4 protein-coding genes are annotated in these 22,906 nt (G+C 41.5%); all 4 read right to left on the reverse strand.

Annotated features, from left to right (window positions below; all coding sequences use genetic code 11):
- Window positions 1-2: 2 nt before the first annotated feature.
- The gene (locus tag J2T20_RS00245; protein ID WP_307584460.1) at window positions 3-4,196 is read right to left on the reverse strand and encodes a beta-ketoacyl synthase N-terminal-like domain-containing protein; all 4,194 of its coding nucleotides are present in this window, start codon (window positions 4,194-4,196) and stop codon (window positions 3-5) included.
- Window positions 4,189-20,811 (reverse strand): non-ribosomal peptide synthetase/type I polyketide synthase, encoded by a 16,623-nt coding sequence (locus J2T20_RS00250; RefSeq protein ID WP_307584461.1) that lies wholly within the window; start codon window positions 20,809-20,811, stop codon window positions 4,189-4,191. Before J2T20_RS00250 ends, J2T20_RS00245 begins: the two co-directional genes overlap by 8 nt.
- Window positions 20,812-20,831: 20 nt before the next feature.
- A complete protein-coding gene (locus J2T20_RS00255) occupies window positions 20,832-21,308 on the reverse strand; it encodes a DUF6790 family protein (protein ID WP_307584463.1) in 477 nt (158 codons plus the stop codon).
- A 463-nt stretch (window positions 21,309-21,771) separates the two neighbouring features.
- Window positions 21,772-22,467, reverse strand: a complete 696-nt coding sequence (locus J2T20_RS00260) for a 4'-phosphopantetheinyl transferase family protein (RefSeq protein ID WP_307584464.1) — start codon at window positions 22,465-22,467, stop codon at window positions 21,772-21,774.
- Between the last annotated feature and the right edge of the window lie 439 nt (window positions 22,468-22,906).

The raw sequence follows: 22,906 nt of genomic DNA on the forward strand, positions 1-22,906 counted from the left end.
AATCATTCTCCTCTCAATTCATTGATCCAATAGGCATTCTGTTCAAATGGGTAGGTCGGTAAGTGAATCATTTGACCCGATCCATCAGGGTGAATATATTCCCAGTCGAAATCGGCACCCGTGGCGTACAGTTCCCCTATGACTGATACCAAATTACGTTCAAAGGAGGTCTCCCCTTCAGGCTGCAAACATACTGTTTTCACTTTGCTTTTGAGTTCACCAGGTAAAATACTCAGCAAATGTTCCTCCGTTATACCCAGACCGAGTACAATATCCGCCGTATTGGTCTTAGCTGATTTGTTCTTCTCACCACTTTTTTCATTCAATAAATCAGCAAGTACTTGTCCTGTACCTATACCACTCATCTCGGTAATATTTACACCGGTTAGTTGCAGTTCTGATATAAATGAATGCCAGTAGGCTAAATGTATCCATTCATCCGTATTTTGATTGTCGTTCACAACCGCGTTCACTTTCGTACTGCTAACCTCCAAAGCGTATTTCTGGTATGCAGCATCCGCTTCCCGTTTAAATACGCTGTTCTCCCCACCAGTACTACTTTTCAAATCCCCAAGGATAACATTTACTTTGGCTGAACGCTTTTTTAGAAATTGTCCTTTACCTATCTGAGTTAATTTATTTGTGTCCTCAACGGCTGAAATCAGGCATGCGGCACGATAGCTGTAATGTTTTCTATATCGATTACGAGTGAAACATAAATTATTAATATCCATATCCGGCGAATCTTCCAGTAACATTTCAGTGCGGCTGATCATGCTCTCCAGTGCTTTTTCTGTTTTGGCCGACAAGGTTAAAAGATGCAAGCGTTGTTCTTTGGGAACCGCCTCACTTTTATTCCATTCCTCCAATACGATATGAGCATTCGTTCCTCCTAATCCAAATGAACTTATTCCCGCTTTCCGGGTCTGCTCATCTTTAGGGGACCAATTCTTCAAATCCTTAACAACATAAAGGGGTGTTTTCTCCAGCTGCAAGGCAGGATTTACATCCTCCATATGCAGACTAGGTGCTAATTTTTGGTTCTTCATACTTAGTAACACCTTCGCAAGACTCGCTCCACTGGATGCCGGGAAGAGATGGCCAATATTGGTTTTTACAGATCCGATTCCAATATGGGGTTGATCACCCGGTTCAGGTTTTGAGAATAATTTCGTTAAGGCACTAATCTCAATAGGATCACCTATGGTCGTGCCTGATCCATGGGCTTCAATATAGCTGATTTCATTGGGCGAGAGATTGGCATCTGCATAGGCATCCGCCAGTACCTGATATTGTCCCTTAGGATTAGGTGCCATAATGCCCAGTGAATATCCATCATTATTAATTGCAGTTCCACGGATGACTCCGTAGATATTTTTATTTGTCTTTACAGCTTGGGTAAGGGGTTCCAGATAGACAACGACAGCACCTTCTCCTAAGACCGATCCATCAGCATCCTTATCGAATACTTTAGTATGATTAGTGGAAGAGCAAATTCCCGCTTTTCGCGATAAGGAATGAACGATAGAAGTTGACACAACATTTGCTCCGCCAACCACTGCCCCGGAAATATGGTTCTGTCTGATCGCAGACACAGCGTAATGTAGGGCAACCAAGAATGATGAACATGCTGTATCAATGGCTAGTGCGGGTCCTGTGAAATTATACAAATGTGAGATCAAGGCTGCGCCAATATTGGACATATTGCCAACCATAGCGTTTGGATGAATGTGATCCAGTCCATTCTTTTCGATATGATCAACTACAAGCTGGTAATACGTACTCGGGCTGATTCCAACGTATACACCAATATTACGTTTCTTATCTTCCGAACCCGCAATGACACCCGCATCTTCTAGCGCTTCGTAAGAAACTTCTAAAAGGAGTCTTTGCTGCGGATCCATAAACATGGCTTCTTCTGCAGAGATTTCGAAAAAATCATTATCAAACTTGTCTGCTTCCTCAAGCTCCCCCAGCCAATCATCCCATTCCGGCTTACCTGCCTGTGCTCTTCGTTTAGAGCTGATCTTAGAGACGCTGTCCTTTTTCGAAGCTAGATTGTCCCAGAATTCCTCCTGATTCTTAGCATTTGGAAGTCTCAGAGCCAATCCGGTAATCGCAACGGCCTTATGAATATCCAGTTGATTATCCGTCTTCCAGCCCCTAGAAGATTCTTCACTCTTAGACGGCATAGCTTGGAGGTAGTCGGCAATTTCTCTAATCGTCTTACAAAAGACTAAGACCTCAGATCCGATCTCCTTATCAAAATGTTTGCCTATCAGGTCTAGTAATTGGTATGCCCGAATGGAATTTCCACCTAGAGATAAAAAGGTATCATCAATAGAAATTCTATGCGTAGGAATACTCAATACTTCAGACCAGGTGTTGTGAAGGAATATCTCTAACTCACTCTGAGGAAGATTGATGAGTCTCTCCTTGTGTCTGCTATCTGCCAGATTCATTTGAATCTCATTAATAACATCGTTGAAATCTCCATTTTCGAAGCCTTTTCGTAATTGGAACCGTTGCAGCTTCCCGCTTGTGGTTTTGGGTATTAGTTTGATAGGGATAACATGGGTGATCTCTATCCCTAAAGATTCCTGCAGTCGGTCGATGATGCTTTGACGAATAGGCAAGAACTTCTCTACATCTGATTTGTGCTTGACGAAGACAAGCAACTCTTCCTGTTGTGTTCTACTATTAAAATGTCCAACCAGCATAATATTGCCCCGAGGTATTGTTCCAAGACCATATATAACTTCCTCTAAATCATGGGCAAAGAAATTCTGACCCCGGACAAAGATAATATCTTTAATTCTGCCGCTTACGATCAAACCGTTATCGACCATAAACCCAAGATCGCCTGTATGCAGCCACCCGTCAATGAACAGATCCTTGGTTACATGCTCAAGATTGTAATAACCTGAAGTAACGGAATCGCCTTTGATCTGAATTTCACCGATCATGTGCTCATTGAGGGTATTCCCTTGTTCATCTGCAATTCGGATACTGATTCCATCCGCTGCGTATCCCTCATGTACAAATTCAACACAGTCTTCGTCGTCAGCTTCTTGTACTGGAACAGCCAGGTTCTCATTCGTCAATTTGGAACGGTAGATTCTTTCTATTCTAGGCAAACCTCCGATTTGGGGCATCGAAACACCGACTGTCGCCTCTGCCATACCGTAAGCAGGGAACATCATATTAGGTTTAAATCCACACTTTGAAAATTTCTCAGTGAAATTTCGGATCACCGTTGCGGATATCGGTTCGGCTCCATTTAACGTTAATCTTAAAGAAGACAAATCCAGCGTTGATAATTTGGAGTCAGGTACTTTCTGCACCATCCAGTCGTATCCGAAGTTCGTGCAACAGAACCATTTCCCTTTGTGTTCGGTAATCTTTTTTAGAAAAATATACGGCGAGCGAATAAAGGTATACGGTGAGAACACCATAATGTCACTTCCACTCATTACCGGGGTTAAATGCTGTCCAAACAGGCCCATATCATGGGTGTGAGGCAGCCAAGTGAAAGCAACCTCATCGGCCTGTGTACCAAGCCCGTTTTTACAGGAAACAGTGTTCGTAATTATATTTTTGTTCGTAAGCTGCACGCCTTTGGGGATTCCTGTACTCCCTGAGGAGAACTGTAAGAATACAAGATCCTCCGATTGGTTCCAATGAATGTCTTCCATTTCATCTGTATTTGCACTTAATTCATATAATGAGATGAACCGAAGCTCTTCATAGGGAGAAACCTCCTGTAAAGCTTGATACCTGGCCCGAAGCTGTTCTTCCACTACTACTACAGGTTTATTTAACACTTCCCATATCTTGGTGAACTTCAACAATCCCGTTGATTGGGGTTCCCATGAGGTCGGCTGACTCACTGGTGCAGCGATGATCCCTCCGAAAATACAAGCCCAAAATGTCCGATAAAAATCTTTGGAGTTGTCGATTTCCAGGATTACGATATCCCCAGACTTCAGTCCCTTGCGATAGAGAACTTTAAGATATTTACGTGCATTTTCAACTAATGCCGGATAAGATTCAAAGTCTTCTTTTCCAGAGGCGTCCACATACGTAATACCTTTAAGCGGATAATTCTCAACGGTAGCCATCATCATTCCAGCTAAAGTATCATACTCTTTCGGAAGTTCAATCGGCTTGCCATGCTGGATCGCTTTCTTAGACATTTCCGGCCTCCATTAATCCATAATTAACGAATACATTTGGATATTGATCTAATTTTGTCTCCATGATTTCACTAAGCTTATCCAAATTAAAACCCATTGAGCTTTCTAGAATAATTCTTAAATTCTCCTCATCATAATTAACAGTGACTAATACTTTTGCCAGCTTGTTCTGATCCTCAACCCCTGGTGGATTACTAAAGGCTTCCTGTTCTTCTTTAGATACAAATCCCTGGAAATTGAATAGAACAAATGGTTTTGGCTCCTCCAATACTTGATAAGCCGGATTTAAGAGGTCAGCTATCTTAGAGAACTTCTTGGACAAATCAGGATCAAATAATAAAGATAGAAAGTTAATCGAATGAAGCTGACAATGCTTTATAAGTTCCATCGGATGTAACTCTGGCTTACTTCCCCTTACAACCAAAGGAATGATATCCAGAAACTCACCGACACAGTTATAAAAATCTTGGTTATAGTAGCTTCTGCCGTAATTAACAATCGCTATCGGAGTTTCTGGAATCCCCGTGTATTCGCTGAGTAAATTTACAATGAAATCAAAAGCTTTCCACCACTGGGCTTGAATATCGGTATCCTTTAACGGGATATGCAACTGAATTTCTTTATCGCATCGATTCAGGATTTGATCCAGCTTTTCCATCAGCATTTGATTGCTTTCATTCCAGAGTTCCAAGGAAAAACGGTCAATGATTTCTTGTTCACCGATTCCTTGGGGTCCTGTTGCCAGCAGTGCTACGTAATCTTGATATTTTTGCGGAAACATTCCTCCAGGAGACTCAGTCGGAGCACCTTCAGCTCCATTCAGTGCATCATAAACCGCCTGTTCCAGCTGATGACGAATCACCTCGGCGCTCATCCCGTCAAAGGCCGTATGATCAAAACCCCAGATTACATAGTGGGTATCCTGACTTAAGCGGAGGCAGCAAAGTCTCCAAGGTAATTCACCTAACAGATAGTCCGATAATAACAATCTTGAGCACAGCTGATTTGCAATTTGTTCTTTGGTATGAGCTGTATACTCCCGTAAGTCTAAGTACGGAATGTTCTGCTGAATTAACGATTGAAGATCCGAGATGTCACACTCGCTCCATACCAGTGCCTGATCTTTGTTGATCACGCAATGAAGCAGCTGATTGTCGTGAATGGTGTTCATAAATATCTCGCGTATATTCCGCTCATCCAACTCCCCGATGATCCGGGTGGTAAACCCGCTTACACTTGACCCGAGTGAAGCATGAGCGAACTGAACGGGAGAGAGTGGGAATTCGCCCGACCGGTTCGCAGAAGCAATCATAGTTGAGATCATAGAACAAGTATTTCGGACATGAGCTACGAGACTATCTATTTGATTTTTATGAAGAGCTACAGCATTCAGGTTTATTTCTTGTTCTGGTGCGGTTGACTTGCGTTTCGCATCCAATCCAAATACTTTTCTGACCTCGGGTAGAGCTGCCAGCCCTTCAACCGTAGGATACTGGAAGACCTCATTTACCTTTACAGGGATACCTGCCTTCGATAAGGACTGAACCAACGCAATGGCCTTGATGGATTGCCCGCCAAATCTAAAAAAGTCATCTTTTATCCCAATGGTGCTGTTGTCGAGAATGTCCTGCATTTTTGTAAGAATCATCTGTTCAAGTTCATTTCCAGGTGCAATATAGCTGGATAATTGATCTTTGTGTTCTTCAATAACCGGCAGAGCCTTGCGATCAATTTTTCCATTTAGCGTCAGTGGGAAGATATCCAACTTCATCATCCGTGAAGGAATCATATAATCCGGCATCTTGTTCAGAAGAAGCTCTCTAATCAGCTCTGGTTCGAGGTGAGTTAGTCCCTCAACAGTATAGTAAGCAGCAATATAGAGACTACCTGACTTATCCGTTTGCGATACAACAATTACATCCTGAACACCCGAGAGATCTTTAATTTGAGCTTCAATTTCACCTAACTCCACTCTAAAACCTCTGATTTTGATTTGGAAATCCTGACGGCCAATAAATCCGATATCACCCGAAGGCATACGCCATACCAAATCTCCAGTGCGATAGAGCTTTTCAGAGCTGTCAAATGGGTTCTCTATGAATTTCTCACGCGTTAGTTCATCTCTGTTCAGGTAGCCTATGCCTACCCCGTCGCCTCCAATATATAGCTCACCAGGAACATTAGATGGGACAGGCCGACCTTGTGAATCAAGAATATAGAGTGTTGTATTGGACAGGGCTGTACCAATAGGTACAGATTGTTCATTGTCCTCTATTTTGTTAATAGGGTAGTAAGTTGCAAAGAACGTTGATTCCGTTGGCCCATAACCGTTAATGATCTTGTTCGGACCCAGTGCTTCCAAGGATTTCCGTGCATGGATGAGAGAAGCCGCCTCCCCGCCAAAAACAATCTTACGAACATTTTTAAGACAGGTGAGGTCCCCATCCACCAGCATATTGAACAGAGCCGTTGTAACAAAGAACACCGAAATTCCTTGCTCTTCAATGAACTCAGACAATTGGGCGATTTCAATAGCAGCTTGCTTAGCGATCATTACTAGACTAGCTCCGTTAAGCAGGGCACCAAAGATATCAAATACCGATCCGTCAAATACATAATTAGATAATTGTAAGAGCCTGTCCGTTGGTTCAATCGTAATAAAATTGGTTTCCTTGGCTACACGTATTACATTCCGATGACTAATGAGAGTTCCCTTTGGCGTGCCTGTCGATCCTGAAGTGTACATAATATAAGCTGGATCTTCAGCACGAACAGTTGGGAAAGGACGATTCATTGTTATCGGTAAATCTTCACTAGATTTCAGCAAGTCCGGCTCCATATCCACTAAAAGTGCAGAAATCCCATGAGTTATATCCGATAGAAGCTCTGATTGAGTTAGCAACAAGCAAGAACCGCTATCCTCTAGAATGAAATTGATACGGTTCTCCGGGTATTCAGGATCGATCGGCACATAGACACAACCGGATTTCTGTATCCCCAGAATACTTACAATCTGCAATGGACCCCGTTCAAGTAAAATCGCAATTTTATCGCCGCATCTTACATTGTGCATAGCAATCTGCTCTGCGAGTCTGTTGGCTCTATTATTCAAATCCATATAGCTAATTTCTTCGCTCTCCCAGATGATAGCTGTTCGATGACCGTTTTGTTGTACTTGTTCTTCAAAAAGTTGAATAATAGTTTTGTCTCTTGGAAAGGCTGTTGCAGTCTGGTTTAAATCCAATAGCCACTTTTCCTCATCGGGAGTCATGATGGAGAGCTCTCCCAGCTTACGTTCAGGTTCAGCTGTAATGAGTCTCAACATGTGCAATAGTCTATTCCCGAAAGACTCGATGCTCTCACGTGTGAAGAGAGCGGTGTTATACTCAATATCCGAGTAATAACTACCATCCTTATCCTGAATGGTCCATGTAATATCAAATTTGCAATCGATCTTCGCCGTCGGCCAAGGTGAAAGTTCCAAATCTCCTATAGCCAGTTCTTCCGTCCCCATATTAATGTAGTTAATCACCACATCAAAAAGCGGGTTTCTGGCCATATCTTTCTCAAGCTCCAGCATTTCAACTAACATCTCATATTGACAGTCCTGATTTTCGTAGGCCTTGATCATTTTTTCTTTCATATACTGCAGATAATCAGAAACGGTTAATGCTTCACTGGTTTGTGATCTTATTGCCAGCGTGTTCACAAACATTCCCACTATGGAATCAAGATCCGCATGGCGTCGTCCCGCAATACCTGTCCCTACAACCAGATCATTTTGTCCTGTATACTTCCACAAGACTAACTTCAGAGCGGACATAAGAACCATGTACGGAGTTAAACCATATTCTCTCCCTAAGATGTTCATTTTGGCACTGAGCTCTACACCCATTTCGAGTGGAACACGATCTCCTTCGAATGTCTGGATACGGGGTCTTCTAAAGTCTGTCAGCATGTTAAGCTTTGGAATCTCCCCGGTAAATTCATCCTTCCAGTACGCTATTTGTTTTTCGATTTCTTTACTCTTGAATATTTCATTCTGCCAAGCTGCGAAATCCTTATATTGAAGGTCAAGCGGATTTAACTTTTCTCCACGATATAAGACAGCAAATTCCTGCAACAAGATCGCAATAGAACTTTGGTCAGAGATAATATGATGCATATCAATGAAGAGCACATGCTTTTCTGAATGGATGGTTATTAACTTCATTCTCAATAAAGGTGCTTTGGACAAATCGAAGGGTCTAATATTACTTTGGACTTCAGCTTCAATCTGATCCTCAGCGGCAGTCCCGAATTCGACGATGGACGCAACATTCTCCTCGATAATTTGTACGACTTCTCCCTCAATCATCTGGAATCTAGTTCTTAACGATTCATGTCTGTGTACTAACTCGTCAATAACCTTCACAAACTTTTCTCGATCAACTAAACCATGTACAAGATAGATGGAAGCAAGATTATAAGGGACAGCATTACCGATCATTTCATTGACCACGTACATTCGCTTTTGCGCCGATGAGACTTCATATTGATTTCTCTTCTGAACGGGTAGAATGCTGCGTACTGCTTGTTTATGACCGTTGGACAATAACCAATCTACCATTTGATTAAAAACAGGGCGGGCAAATATTACTGTTAAGGGCATTTCAACAGCGAAACTCTTTTGAATTTGTGCAGCTAAGGAAATGGCTTTCAGAGAGTGTCCGCCAAGCACGAAGAAGTCATCCTCGGAACGAACCTCATCACAGCCCAATATTTCTCGCCAGATACCAGATAACAGATTAGTGACCCTTTCTTCAGGGTTCTTCTCTGAACAATCCGCTTCCACTTGTGCCCCGGAAGTACTGCTATCCTGTGCCCGGCTTGCAAAATTGTATAAAGAAACATCATTCTCATGAAATTTCTTATCAAAAACATAGGTAGGTAAAGGAACACGTTTTCTGACGGATTCTCCCTTTAATCTAGTCCAATCCAGATCAACACCCTTACACCAGAGTTGTCCGAGTATTTGATTAAGATATACCAAATCATCCTGCTCTTCATCGAAGTGGCGAATCAGATGTACAACTTCCTCATCCCAATGTTGTGTAAGTAACGCTTGCAACCCATTACCAGCACCTACTTCTAGAAATAAAGAGTTCTTTTCTGCTAATGCCTTCTCTAGGCTTCCATCTTCCTTTGACAGCAACTGCACCCAAGGCTGATTCAGATTGTATTGAATATTTTCTAGACATGATATAAAAGTTGATCTTTCACTTGCTTCCACATTACCTTCTGCTATAGCAGCAATTAATGAACCTGTCTCCTCGTGTTGCAGCCATCCGTTGTATTTTCTTACCAGATCAATAGCATCTTCCAGTTCCAGAACTCCAGCAACAGTGAGTGCGCATATTTCTCCGATATTTTGACCCATCACTCCATTAGGAACTACACCTGTCTGAATCAGAGTTTTCCCTAGTGAGTAACCTATCGTAAACGTAAGGAGTTGATTATATCCCGTTGGATTGATCTCCGTTTGATCTGTACTGCCGGACCATATTCTTAGGGAATTCACACGTTCATCTTCTTGCAGGAATGATAGAACATGGTCCATATAACTTCCAAACACCTCTGAAATTCTGCTTCTATGATCTGAGAAATATAGGCCGTGGGCCATCCCTTGATAGTAGCTTTCCTCGCCCGAAAACATGAAAATTACAGATTTTTTTATGTCCGGTATTTTCTGCCCGGGATGATTCAAGAATTCGGTTATATTGTTTTCCTGCTTTTTAATTGATGAGCTGTTCACTACTAATACTTTTCTATATTCGAATGATTTACGTCCATCCTGTAAGGTCCATGCTACATCTGAAAGATTAAAACCCGCGGTATTCTCCAAATAGCTCAGTACAGCTTCCGAAGTATTGGCTAGTGCTGTTAGGCTTCTTGCGGAGAATGGCAGCACATGTACTGTATCTGGTAAAATGCTCATTTGCTGCTCCATAGGCGGTTGTTCCAAAATAACGTGAACATTGGTTCCCCCTATACCAAAAGAGCTCACTCCCGCTCTTAGGGTTGTATGAGTATCTGTGACATGCTTCGCTTCTGTATTGATATAGAACGGGCTGTTGTCAAAATCAATCATTGGATTGGCCTCATTATAATTAATAAGAGGAGGAATCGTTCTGTGGTACAGAGTCAACACGGTCTTAATAAAACCGGCTACACCTGCCGCAGCATCCAAGTGACCAATATTGGCCTTAACAGATCCTATGGCGCAATATCCTTTTTTGTCGGTATTCCATGACTGCTTGAGTGCTTCAATCTCAATAGGATCACCTAATTTAGTTCCAGTTCCATGAGCTTCGAGATAGTTGATCTCCTCTGGAGACACGCCTGCTTTTTTAAGAGAAGCATCAATTACATAGGCTTGTCCGGCGACACTTGGTGCTGTATACCCGATTTTCTCAATTCCATCATTATTAATGGCAGATCCTTTAATTACGGCATAGACTTTGTCTCCGTCCCTTACTGCAGCGGCAAGCGGTTTTAGCAAAACAATTCCGCAGCCATTACCTGATACTGTTCCAGAGGAATCTTCGGCGAAAGGTCTGCAATGACCATCTTTGGATAAAATCATGCCTTCATGCCAGAGATACCCTTCTTTTCGCGGATAAGAAATAGATACTCCACCGGCTATGGCCATATCGGATTCCCCACTAATTAATGACTGGACAGCCTGATGAATAGCTACCAAGGATGTGGAGCAAGCCGTTTGAATATTAAAGCTAGGTCCCTTCAAATTAAGCTTATAGGACACTCTTGTTGTCAGATAATCCTTTTCGTTTAAGGTCAAGGCTTCAAAAGCACTTAAAAAATCATTCTGATTCCCTAAAAACCGGGTCATCCAAGGCAAGCTGGAACCACTACCGGCGAATAATCCTACTCTTCCTTTATAGGCTGAAGAATTATAGCCCGCATGTTCCAGAGCCTCCCAGACGCATTGATGAAGAATTCGGATTTGGGGGTCCATCATATTGGATTCCTGATAAGGATAATCAAAGAATTCAGAATCAAAGTACTCAATTCCCTCTAGAAAACCTTTAGCCCTTACATAATTCGGATTCGATAACAACTCAGGGTCAACTCCGGATTCCAACAATTCTTCATGATCAAAGTAGGTGATGGATTCCTTCCCGGAGACAATATTTCTCCAAAATGAATCCAAATCATCCGCCCCGGGGAATTTACAGGACATCCCTATGACAGCTATGTCCGTTGAATCCGGTTCAGAGTTCGAAGAAAGTTTCGGCAGCCTAACCTCACTGGATTGAACTACTGGAACACCCAGACTCTTAACCAAAGATTCAATGGTTGGGTGCTGGAATAGCTGCATTAAAGGAATTGACCTTCCAATAAGCGAGTTCAATTTATTATTTATTAATATTAATCCCAGAGAGTTTCCACCTACGTCGAAAAAGTTATCTCGAACACTGAGGCGCTCAACATTCAGTACTTCTTTCCAAGCCTCCAGTAATGCTCTTTCCAGTTCTGATGAAGGCGGTGTTACTTGCACCTCCGTTGGTCTACTTTCTTCTTGCGGAAGAATCAGAGCATTTCTGTTTATTTTTCCATTAGGCAGGACAGGCATTTCATCTAAATGTATGAAGTAAGAAGGAACCATATAATGAGGCAGACATTCCCTCAGCCAACCTTTCAGCCATGTGCTATCTTCGCTGGAGAGCTCTACCTCTCTTTTGGTGCAATAATGCAATACAAGCTGTTTGTTATTCCTTTTGTCGTCTATTACGGTCAGTACGGCTTGACGAATATTCTCATGACTCAAAACCATTTTCTCAATTTCAGTTAATTCGATTCTGTAGCCGCGGATCTTAATCTGAGAGTCCAGTCTGCCTAAGAGTTCTATTTCACCATTGTCAAGAAGTCTGGCCCGATCACCTGTTTTATAAAGAAGGATTCCTGGAAGATCAGAGACCTCAATAAATTTATCCTTCGTTTCCTCCGGATTATTTAGATAACCACGGGCAAGGCCGTGACCTGCAATGTATAGCTCTCCATAGACACCGATAGGCTGCAGTTTGCCGACTGTATTCATAATGTAGGCTTGAGTATTGGCAATAGGCTGTCCGATGTTTATCGTACTGGAATGAGTTAGTTCCTTTGTCGTTGACCAAATCGTTGTTTCCGTCGGACCGTACATATTAAAGAATCTTGCTTGGGATCTCTTTTGCAGATCTTGCAGCAATTGCACCGGGTAATTTTCACCACCGCTTAAGATGCATTTCAGCTGTTTCAAAGCCTGATCAAAATCAGGGTTCTCGACAAAAGCTTTAATCCGGGAGACGGTACTTAAGATATGAGTGACTTTGTGTTCAATGATCTTTTGGTTGGCCAAGGACGGGTCCAGCTGTTCAATTTCGTCAGCCAAATAAACAGAATGACCTGTGCATAACGGAACAAGAGATTCAAATCCAAAAATATCGAAAGACAGTGTGGTGACGCTGATCATTCTGTCATCGTGATTCCGAAAAATCTCTCTGTTCTTTATATCATGAATGAAATTAACGATAGATTCTTGGTTAATCAGTACTCCCTTAGGTCTCCCTGTTGAACCGGAAGTGAATATGACACAAGCCAAGCTGTTCTTTATTCCCCTTTGCGAGGGATTACTATACAAGTTCGAATTAGTATCCAGAGACTTACAATCAATTATTGTACCTTCAAAATGAATCAGATCCCGGTATTCACGGGAGCAAATTAATGTGCTAATTTCGCATTCCGACAGCATATAGGCAATTCTCTCTTCAGGGAATCCTGGATCAATAGGGACATACGCTCCCCCTGCCTTTAATACGCCAAGTATAGAAATTAACAGATACTCATCTCTGCGGGGCATTATTCCGACAAGAGAATCTTTGTGAATACCCAATTCAATTAAGCGCCAAGCCAGCGCATTGGATTGATCATTTAACTCCCGATAAGTCAGTTTCTTGCCGCTTGATACAATTAATGCCGTTTTATCAGGGAAAGCCTGCACATTGTGCTCGAACATCTCCTGGATGAGCAAATTTTCATTAAACTTAAGGGTAGTATTATTGAATTGTTTCAGAATGAATTGTTTCTCTGCTTGAGGAAGAAGGCCGATATCGGAAATTCGGACATCTTTCTCTTGCGTGATATGGATCAGGATTTCCCGGAAGTGCCGAGCCATCCGTTCCACAGTTTCTTTTTTAAATAAACCCGTTGAGTATTCAAAAAATCCTGTTATAACCTGATCTTTCTTGTTTTCCTGGCAAGTCAGAACAAGGTCGTAGGCAGCAGAATTCGTCTCGAAGGAATAAGGCGTGAACCGGATGCCGTTAATTTCCAAATCATAAACTTCCATGTTCTGAAAATCGAAGCAAACATCAAATAGTGGGTTACGGCTTAATTCCCGTTTGAGATTCAACTGTTCAACCAACTCATCAAATTGATAATTTTGGTTCTCAAAAGCCTTGAGGGAATTCTCTTTCACCTCATTTAAGAAATCTATAAATCTCTTGCCGTTCTCCGGATGGTTTCTCATTGCCAGCATGTTAACAAACATACCTACAGTTTCTTCTATCTCCTCCTGAGTTCTGCCTGCCACCGGAGTCCCTACAATGATGTCTTCTTGACCCGAGTATCTGGCTAAAAGGATATTCCAAGCACTTAACATAATCATAAAGAGCGTGGCTTCTGAGGTTTGAGCCAAATCTACGAGTTTAGATGTTAATTGTCTATCCAGGTCGAAATAAATCCTGCTGCCTGCAAAATCCTTCACAGGAGGTCGCTTAAAGTCTATTGGCAATTCCAGGACAGGCAAATGATCACCAAGTTGTTGGAGCCAAAACTCCTTTTGTTCCTCAATTTCTTGCGACTTCAGGTAGTCCCTCTGCCATACAGCAAAGTCCTTGTATTGAATCTTCGCAGGAGCGAGTTCCCCGAAATATAGCTCATTAAAGTCTCTAGTTATTATTTCCACAGAAGTGCCGTCCGCAATAATGTGATGGAGATCGAAGAGAAGCAAGTAGTTGTCCACACCGGTGTTGATGAGTTCAACTCTAAACAATGGAGCTTTTTCGAGATCAAAAGGTTTAATAAATTCATAGATAAGATGACGGATATCCTCATGACTGGAGACGGTCTTATCCGAATAGGTAATCGGAGCTCTCGCCGTTGAATGAATGATCTGTACAGGTTGATTGTCTCTGATTCTGAACGTAGTTCTTAAAGACTCATGCCGCTGTATTAATTTATCCAAGGCCTGCTCTACTCGTCCTTTATCCAACGGACCTCTGATCATTGTGGCTGAAGGAAGATTATAGGCGACATTGTCTTTATCCAATAATGAAAGTGCAAACATCCGGCTTTGAGCCGATGACAGGGTATACCCGTCCATTTTCGGTGCAGTTCTAATGCTCATTTCATTAGATTTACTAACTTCTGTTTCACTTAAAAAGGATGCTAAAGCGCCGGGAGACGGATATTTGAACAAGTCGGCGATCTCCACTTTTATGCCCAATACATTTTTGATAGCAGAAGATAGACTTACCGCCTTAAGGGAATCTCCACCCAGTGTAAAAAAGTTCTGATCGACACTAATGGTATCGAACCCGAAAACCGTTTTGTATGCATCAATAACCGTACTCTCCAGGCCGCCCTTACTCTGGAAAGCGACGGATCTCAAGGGAATTGAAAGCTTTGTCTCTGAGGTGTCGAGTCCGTTGAATGCCGATTTTTGCGAAGAGTCCGTCTGGATATGAATTGGAAAGTGGACTTTATCAAATACATAAGTCGGCAGAGAGAGGCGCTTACGGACAGAGGAGCCCTTTAAGGCAACCCAATCCACTTGGATACCTGCACACCAAATCTCTCCGAATTTTTTATTTGTATATTCCACATCATTTTCAATTTCTTGCGGATGACGAATCAGATTAATAAAGTGCTGCCCGTCCGCTCTGGATTCATGTTGTCTGGCAAACGTGCTTAATGTCCGCCCTGCCCCTACCTCAATAAAAACATCATCTTTATTTTTGAGTATTTCAGACAAATTTTTAGAGAACTTGACCGTTTTTAAAATATGTTTGGACCAATATTCAGGATTTGTCATGTCCTTTTCCTGAACCCAGGTTCCCCTTGTATTGGAAACGATCGGTATTAGAGGTTCGTTCATCGTATATTGGGCAAGGATTTGCTGAAATTCTTGGGCTGCTTGTTCCATCATAGGTGTGTGGAAGGCATGAGAGGTCTTGACTCTTACAAATTTCAAGCCAAGCTTCTCTAACTTCCGTTCAAAATGAACAATCGCCTGTTCGCTTCCTCCAACAACACAACTGCGGGTCGTATTCTCCAAAGCCAGCCAGACATTCGGTTCAAGCTCCTTCTCCACTTCCCCGGCATCAGCCATGACAGCCAGCATTACTCCGGGCTCCTGCTTTTGCATAACCTGACCGCGAATCCTAACGATTTCAACTGCATCCTTCAAAGCAAACACACCGGCAACCGCAGCTGCAGTAACCTCCCCGATACTATGACCAATCATCCCAGCAGGCTGGATCCCTAACTCCATTAATGTCTTGGCTAATGCATAACTGGTAGCAAACAATGCGAATTGGCTGTATTCGGTTTGATTAATTTTATGGGGGTGCTGATCCCCGTAGATTAACTCTTTAAACTCCGCACGTTCCTCTTCTTTCAACAGATCAAATACTTGATCGATATGACGTTTGAATATCTTGGACATCGCACTTCGATCCGCTGAATGATAAAGGTCACGACCCATTCCCTGATATTGGCTCCCCTGACCAGGGAACATAAAGTACACCTTTCTATTTGAAGCTTTCACTTCATATAAGGCAGTTTCATTTAGATTCTTAAGCATTCTCTCCGGCTCATTCCGGAACGATTCATTAATAACCAATGTGCTCCGATAAGGGAATGGCATTCTGCCCACTTGCAACGTCCAAGCTGCATCAGTCAGACGGGTACCCGGATTCTCAAGCAGATACTCTACTACCTTTTTTGAAGTTTCCCTTAATGCCTCAGCGCTTTTGGCAGAGAACGGAAGAACATTCACTTGTTCATCAGGACTACTATCACTAGTCACCGGGGGCTCCTCCAATACCATATGAGCATTGGTTCCACCGACACCGAAAGAGTTGATACCGGCACGTAACAAGCCTTTTGTTAAGGGCTCCTTCCCCCATTCCGTTCCATGTTCTTTAACCATAAAAGGAGTGTTTTTAAAATCGATTTTCGGATTCGGATCTTGATAGTTCACGGTTCCCGGAATATATTTATGCTTTAGACTAAGGGCTACTTTCGCAAGGCCTACCACACCGGCTGCCGTATCCGTATGTCCGACATTTCCTTTGACAGAGCCTAAGACACAGAATTGTTTCTTGTCAGAAGCAAAAGCCTTCGATAAGGATTCAACCTCTATCGGGTCCCCGAGCAATGTCCCCGTTCCATGGGCTTCAACATAGCTAACGGTCTCCGGATCGATTCCAGCGACACGATAGGCCTCTTGAATTACCTCGGTTTGACCGGTCACACTCGGTGCCAGAAAACCTACTTTTTGATTGCCATCATTGTTAATAGCAGAACCTTTAATAACGGCATAGATTTGGTCACCGTCTTCCAAGGCTTCATCCAATCTTTTTAATACAACAAGCCCCATACCATTAGAGAAAACGGTACCTTGAGCTTGGGCATCAAACGGCCGGCAATGTCCATCCGGTGAGAACATCATGCCGTCTTCATACAGGTAGCCGCCATCATTGGGAAGTTCGATCGTAATGCCGCCTGCTACAGCCAGATCACATTCCCCTAAAATCAAGGATTGGCAGGCCAAGTGCGGTGTAACCAATGTGGTTGAGCATCCCGTAAGTGCGGAGAATACAGGCCCTTTAATATCCAATTTATAAGAGACTCTGCTTGCTAAAAAGTGATTGGTGCTGAGCGTAAAAGCCTGATATTTATTGCTGAAATCAGTGTCGCCAAACAGCACATGCTTGTACCACTCAAAATCATCGGAACCTCCCATAAACATGCCGATTTTGGAGGAATCAGAGTTGGGGAAATAACCGGCATCTTCGAGTGCTTCCCATGTACCTTGGTAGAGCAGCCGTAATTGGGGTGACATCATCCGAACTTCCCCCGGTGTGTAGCCGAAAAATTGGGGATCAAAATAATCCACGCCTTGAAGCCTACCTTTTGCCTTCACATAATTGGCCGAATTCAAAAGATCAGAGTCAATGCCCAGTTCCTTCAATTCATCGTCTTGATAAAAGTGGATACTTTCTTTTTCGTTCTTCAGATTATCCCAAAAATCAAAAACATTCTCAGCTCCAGGAACATGCACTGACATCCCAATAATCGCTATATCTTGGCGGACGATTTTTTGGTTTCTTTTAAAATAGGCTTCTCTATTGCCAATTACTTCTGTCTCAGTTTTAGAAAAGTGCTCTGCAAGTAAACGGACAGTCGGTGCCTGGAAGAATAGAGTGATCGTAAATTCAAGATTAACCAATTTTCTAAGTTTATTGTGAACCTGGATCAGTGATAAGGAATTCCCGCCGATTTCAAAGAAATTATCATCTAACCCAACTAGGGGAACAGACAGCACCTCTTGCCAGACGGATGCAATCTGACTCTCTAACTCTGTTCCAGGAGATACATATTCTATGGATGTTTCTTTAATAAAAGCCAAGTCTGCAATAAGTGCATTCCTATCAATTTTTCCGCTATTATTATGAGGTAACTCTGTTTTATGAACGAAGAATGAGGGGATCATATATGCAGGCAATGAATTCGATAAGTGATCTTTAAGCTCTGAGACAGGGATTTCATTCTCCGACAGATAATAGGCACAGAGAACACCCGGTTTCCCCTCTTGTTTCTTCACAACTACTACGGCTTGAACAATTCCCTCGCACTCAGACAACGCATTTTCAATTTCCCCAACTTCCAGACGAACTCCCCGTACCTTTACCTGGAAATCAATTCGTCCTAAATACTCAATAGTCCCGCTGGGAAGCCAGCGTACAAGGTCTCCGGTGCGATACATATATCGATAGCATTCAGGATCTATACCTTCCTCAAAAAAAGGATTTGGCACAAATTTTTCTTCCGTCAATGCAGTCATGTTCAGATATCCCCGGGCTAATCCCACACCGCTCAAACAAAGTTCTCCTGGAATACCAACCGGCTGCAAATGTTCATTGTTCCCAACTACGTACCAACGAGACTCATTAAGCGGCTGGCCAATAGGGACATTTGCTGCTCCATTGTAATTTTTGAGAGAATAGTGAGAAACCCAAATGGTACATTCTGTAGGTCCATATACATTTTCCAAGCTGATATTTGTCTGGAGCGCATTAAATTTCTGCAAAATATCCGGTGTTACGGCTTCTCCGCCGACAAATATCCATCGAAGTGGATTTAACTTTGCCAGATTAGAGTTCATATCAAATAACTCCAAGAAGAGCCTAAACATCGTTGGAACAAAATTAATATGGGTTACAGCATGTTTGCTGATTTCATTTAAAATGAATTGAGGATTTTTCTCCCCATCCGGCTCTAATACCAATAATGCGCCTTCCCCCATAAACCATCCAAAGAACTCTGTCGCAGACACATCGAATGTAAAGGATGTTTTGAGGAGATACACATCATCCTTTCCTAGAGGGAAACGTCTTTCCAAATCCATTAATGTATTCACTACACTATGATTTTCTACCATGACTCCCTTAGGTTTGCCGGTTGAACCGGATGTGTACATAATGTAAGCCAAACTGAAGGGATCCAGTTCCTCTGCGAGATTACTATAATCTCCACTATAGGTTTCAGGATCATCAATACTAAGAAAATCTATATTCCAGTCTTCCTTAAACTCACATTCTGACGAAGTTATAAGAAGCTTAATATCCGCATCTTCAAAAATATACTCTTTTCTTGCTGCGGGATAAGCGGGATCTATAGGCACATACGCACAACCTGCTTTGAGGATCGCCAATAGACTAATTACCAAATTCATCGAACGGTGCAACTGTACGCCTATCGCTTCATTGGCTTTTCTTTTTCTTCCCGCAATTTTTCGGGCTAACTGATTGGCTTTGGCGTTCACGGAAGCATAGGTTTCTTGTTTCTCCCCTTCGATCAGTGCGATATGGTCAGGATGCTTGATAACCTTAGAATGGAGCACATCCATAATATGCTGTGGCTGGTAGGGGAAATACGAAGTGGCATTGAAATCTTGTAATATACATTTCTTTTCATTCTCTAACAACAAATCAATCTGTCCGATTGGAATTTCAACATTTTGTATTACTACTTCAAGGAGCTTCAGAAATCTAAGTCCCAGCAGCTCTATCATTTCATCCGAAAAGATTCCAGACTTGTATTGGATTTTAATCAAGTCCTGATTCGGAGTTTTGTTTAAAACGACCATTAAGCTACCTGGAAAAGTTACGATATCCTGATCCAGAACTTCTATTTTAAGCTGGCTATCTTCTGTTTCTTCATAAATATCGTAGACAAAAGACACATCAAAAATCGAAGGCGAGCCGGGCATAGGTACCAATTGGCTGTCTCGTACAATCAAATTATTAGGGTATCCAATGTTTCTATATACTTGAATTAATTCTTGGGAAACCTGCTGCAGAATAGAAGTGAAGCGTCCATCACTCTCAATGTTGAAACGCATAGGTAACATATGGACAAAACAACCCATGGTTTCTTCCAGATCAAAGCTAGGACGATAGGAAAAGGGGGAAGAGAAGATGATATCATCATTTCGCGTATATTGATTCATAAGTACGGTAAAAGCTGCCATAAAGAACATAAAATCCGTCACTTCTTGATCCATGGACAGCTGATGAACGGCTTTAATCATCTCGGAAGGTATTTCGAAACGTTTTTCCTTACCGATGCCTTGATCCTTGTGTCTAACTGAATAATCCGGTTGCAGGGCCAGCGGTTCGGAGCCTCTCATTTTTTCGGACCAATACTCTTTTTGTTTACTATACTTTCCATTTAAGAGTTTACTATTTTCCCGCTCAATAAATTCAGAGAATCCAGTATCCTGTTTCAAGGCCATTGGTTTCTTGTTCACCAGGCAGGAATAATAATCAAGTAATTTCGTCTTGAAGATCTCCAAGGATAAACCATCCGAAATAATATGGTGGATGCAGATCAGAAATAGATATTTATGCTCCTCCAATTGGATTAACCTGGTGCGAAATAAAGGAGCTTTGCTAAAATCAAATGCCGTATTGCATTCTTCCTTAGTTATTCCTCTTAATAATTCATCCCTCAGCTCGACATGATCTGAAAAATCTTCTTTTACTAATACATAAGGAATTCGGTCATGAATAGCCAAAACCGGCAAGTCATCCACCATTTCAAGACTGCTTCGTAAGGCTTCTTGTTCTCCAATTACTAATTTTAAAGCCGACTCAAAGTGTTTCTCCTGTAAGCCCTCAATCAATAAAGTTGCCGATATATTATAGGATATAGGGTTATCGATTTGGCAATCAAAGTAAATACCTTTCTGAGTTTCCGATAATTCTACTCTTTTTGTTATCACAATCCTACCTCCTCGAGTTTTTATCCCAGAACCCAGATTCCCCCTGCTAATATCGACAACACTGTGATAAATGTCTGGTAAACAACGTCCATGATAAGATTGCTTATACTATCAGCATCGAGCTTTTTATTCTTAATCATCACATGAGTATGAGACCATAGACCACTTAGTCCATAGATGTACATGGTTACGAGAACACCGACCCAAAAGGTACCTTGGAACCAAATGGCCAAAATCCCCATTACACCTAAACCCACTTGAGAGAAACCATATTTAACCTGAAACGGTCCACCCGGCCAACCTAACATCTTCGCTGTTTCATCAGCCCTCGCAATATTAACTACGTAACCAATTACGCCTACCAATCCGAAAGTGACCACAAACTGATGAAGCAGCAGGATCGTACTTATGTCACTTACATTGTTAGGAAACCCTAGGGTATACAAATGTACTAGACCTGAAATAATACCTAACAACCACAGCGCTAAAAACCACACATAAATTCCTCCTAAGTTTATAAGTGAATTTTATTACTATTGCATTTCTTCAACACCCCACCTTTTGATAAACCCTCCCCTTTCGCAGTAGGCATTACCTTTCAACCCTTTTACTTCTCGAAAAAAAGCGATGATTCATTAATATACATCGACTAACTTCTATGTAGAGTATTTGTGTGAGTATTTTATGTGAGTTTCTATGTGGAGTTTTATGCAGATAATAAAAAGATTCGGGTTAGAGTTTATGCTGTTCACTTCGGGGTGTTTTAAAATTTATATATTTCCTTATAAAGAATTCTTTTGTTTAATTTACATTAATTTACTAACGAGTAGATTGTATTATCGGTGGCCATATTTGTCAATCTATGAAATTTATTGATTTTTCCCGGTTATTTACATGAAAATAGAGCTATTCAGAATTAGTGACAGCATTCGTGTAATTTAGCGCTCACCGAATTGTTTTTTATAAAGAAAGTCGATTTATGTCTATGTTATGGATGGTTTGGGTAAATAGTCGTTCTTTTGCACAAATAGCCACCTTGTAGTCGGCATTCATATTGAACTGTTTCAAAAACCATACATTATCACTACTAGAGTTCCTGTCTATCCTAGCGAGTAATGATTCTCCGTACTCTTGCTTCTCTATCTGGACCTCGAATGACTGAAGCGGGATGCTTAGTCCTTTTCCAACTGCCTTAATATAACTCTCTTTAAAAGTCCAAATCTCATAAAATCTATCCTTACGGGTTATAGGATCTCCCCCAAAAATGTACCTATATTCCTGACTAGTAAAGAATCTTCTGGCTATTTCTAGGTCTATATCACTTTTTTGTTCTATATCAATACCTATCGCATCACTATCAACTGCGCAAACTACCCAATCACCTGAATGAGAAACATTAAAGTAACAGGGTGTATCTCCAGAAACTAACGGTTTACCAAACTCATTGTATTCAAATTCAACGTCCTCCATACTGCAGGACAAAGCTTCAGCACACATCGTTCTAGCAAGTAGATCAGCAACTAAAGATCGAACAATATCCTGTTGTCTTTTGAATTTCTTTAATCGTTCTTGTTTTTCTTTAGAAAGCCTTTTCCACAGAGCTTCAAACGTTATAGCATCCATGTATGCACCTACATATGCTGAATTCACTTTCATAAACCGTCACTCCAATTCACAATTTAAAATTACTTTATGTATTAATAAGCTTGGTGGCTTATGTAATATCTTGTCGCTTACTAATGCATTAGTATTGAAAATACTTGCAAGAAAGATTGGATCAGTGAAATCCCATATAAATAGGCCTTTTCAGTATCAAATCAAAGGGACTTAGTACCCAAAAGCATAATTCAGACCTATTTTTGAACATTTTGTTACAATTGCTATATTACAGGATATTATATCAATTATACAATAATTATGGGTTTATTTAGTATAAAACGAATTCATAATTCACTTAAAATACTCTGATCTGAATTTATCTATTAAAATATCACAAACCAAAAAACCACTCCTAAGTGAAGTGGTTTTATTCCAATAAATACTGCACCCCGTTACAATTTCATTACCATAAACAAGGCGCGGTATTAAGAAAATT

This window comes from Paenibacillus wynnii (assembly GCF_030812855.1).
Classification (GTDB): Bacteria; Bacillota; Bacilli; order Paenibacillales; family Paenibacillaceae; genus Paenibacillus_AQ; species Paenibacillus_AQ wynnii_A.

Coding starts and splice junctions, on each gene's coding strand:
- J2T20_RS00245 (WP_307584460.1), bottom strand. CDS start 4,196: ATGTCTAAGAAAGCGATCCAGCATGGCAAGCCGATTGAACTTCCGAAA.
- J2T20_RS00260 (WP_307584464.1), bottom strand. CDS start 22,467: ATGAAAGTGAATTCAGCATATGTAGGTGCATACATGGATGCTATAACG.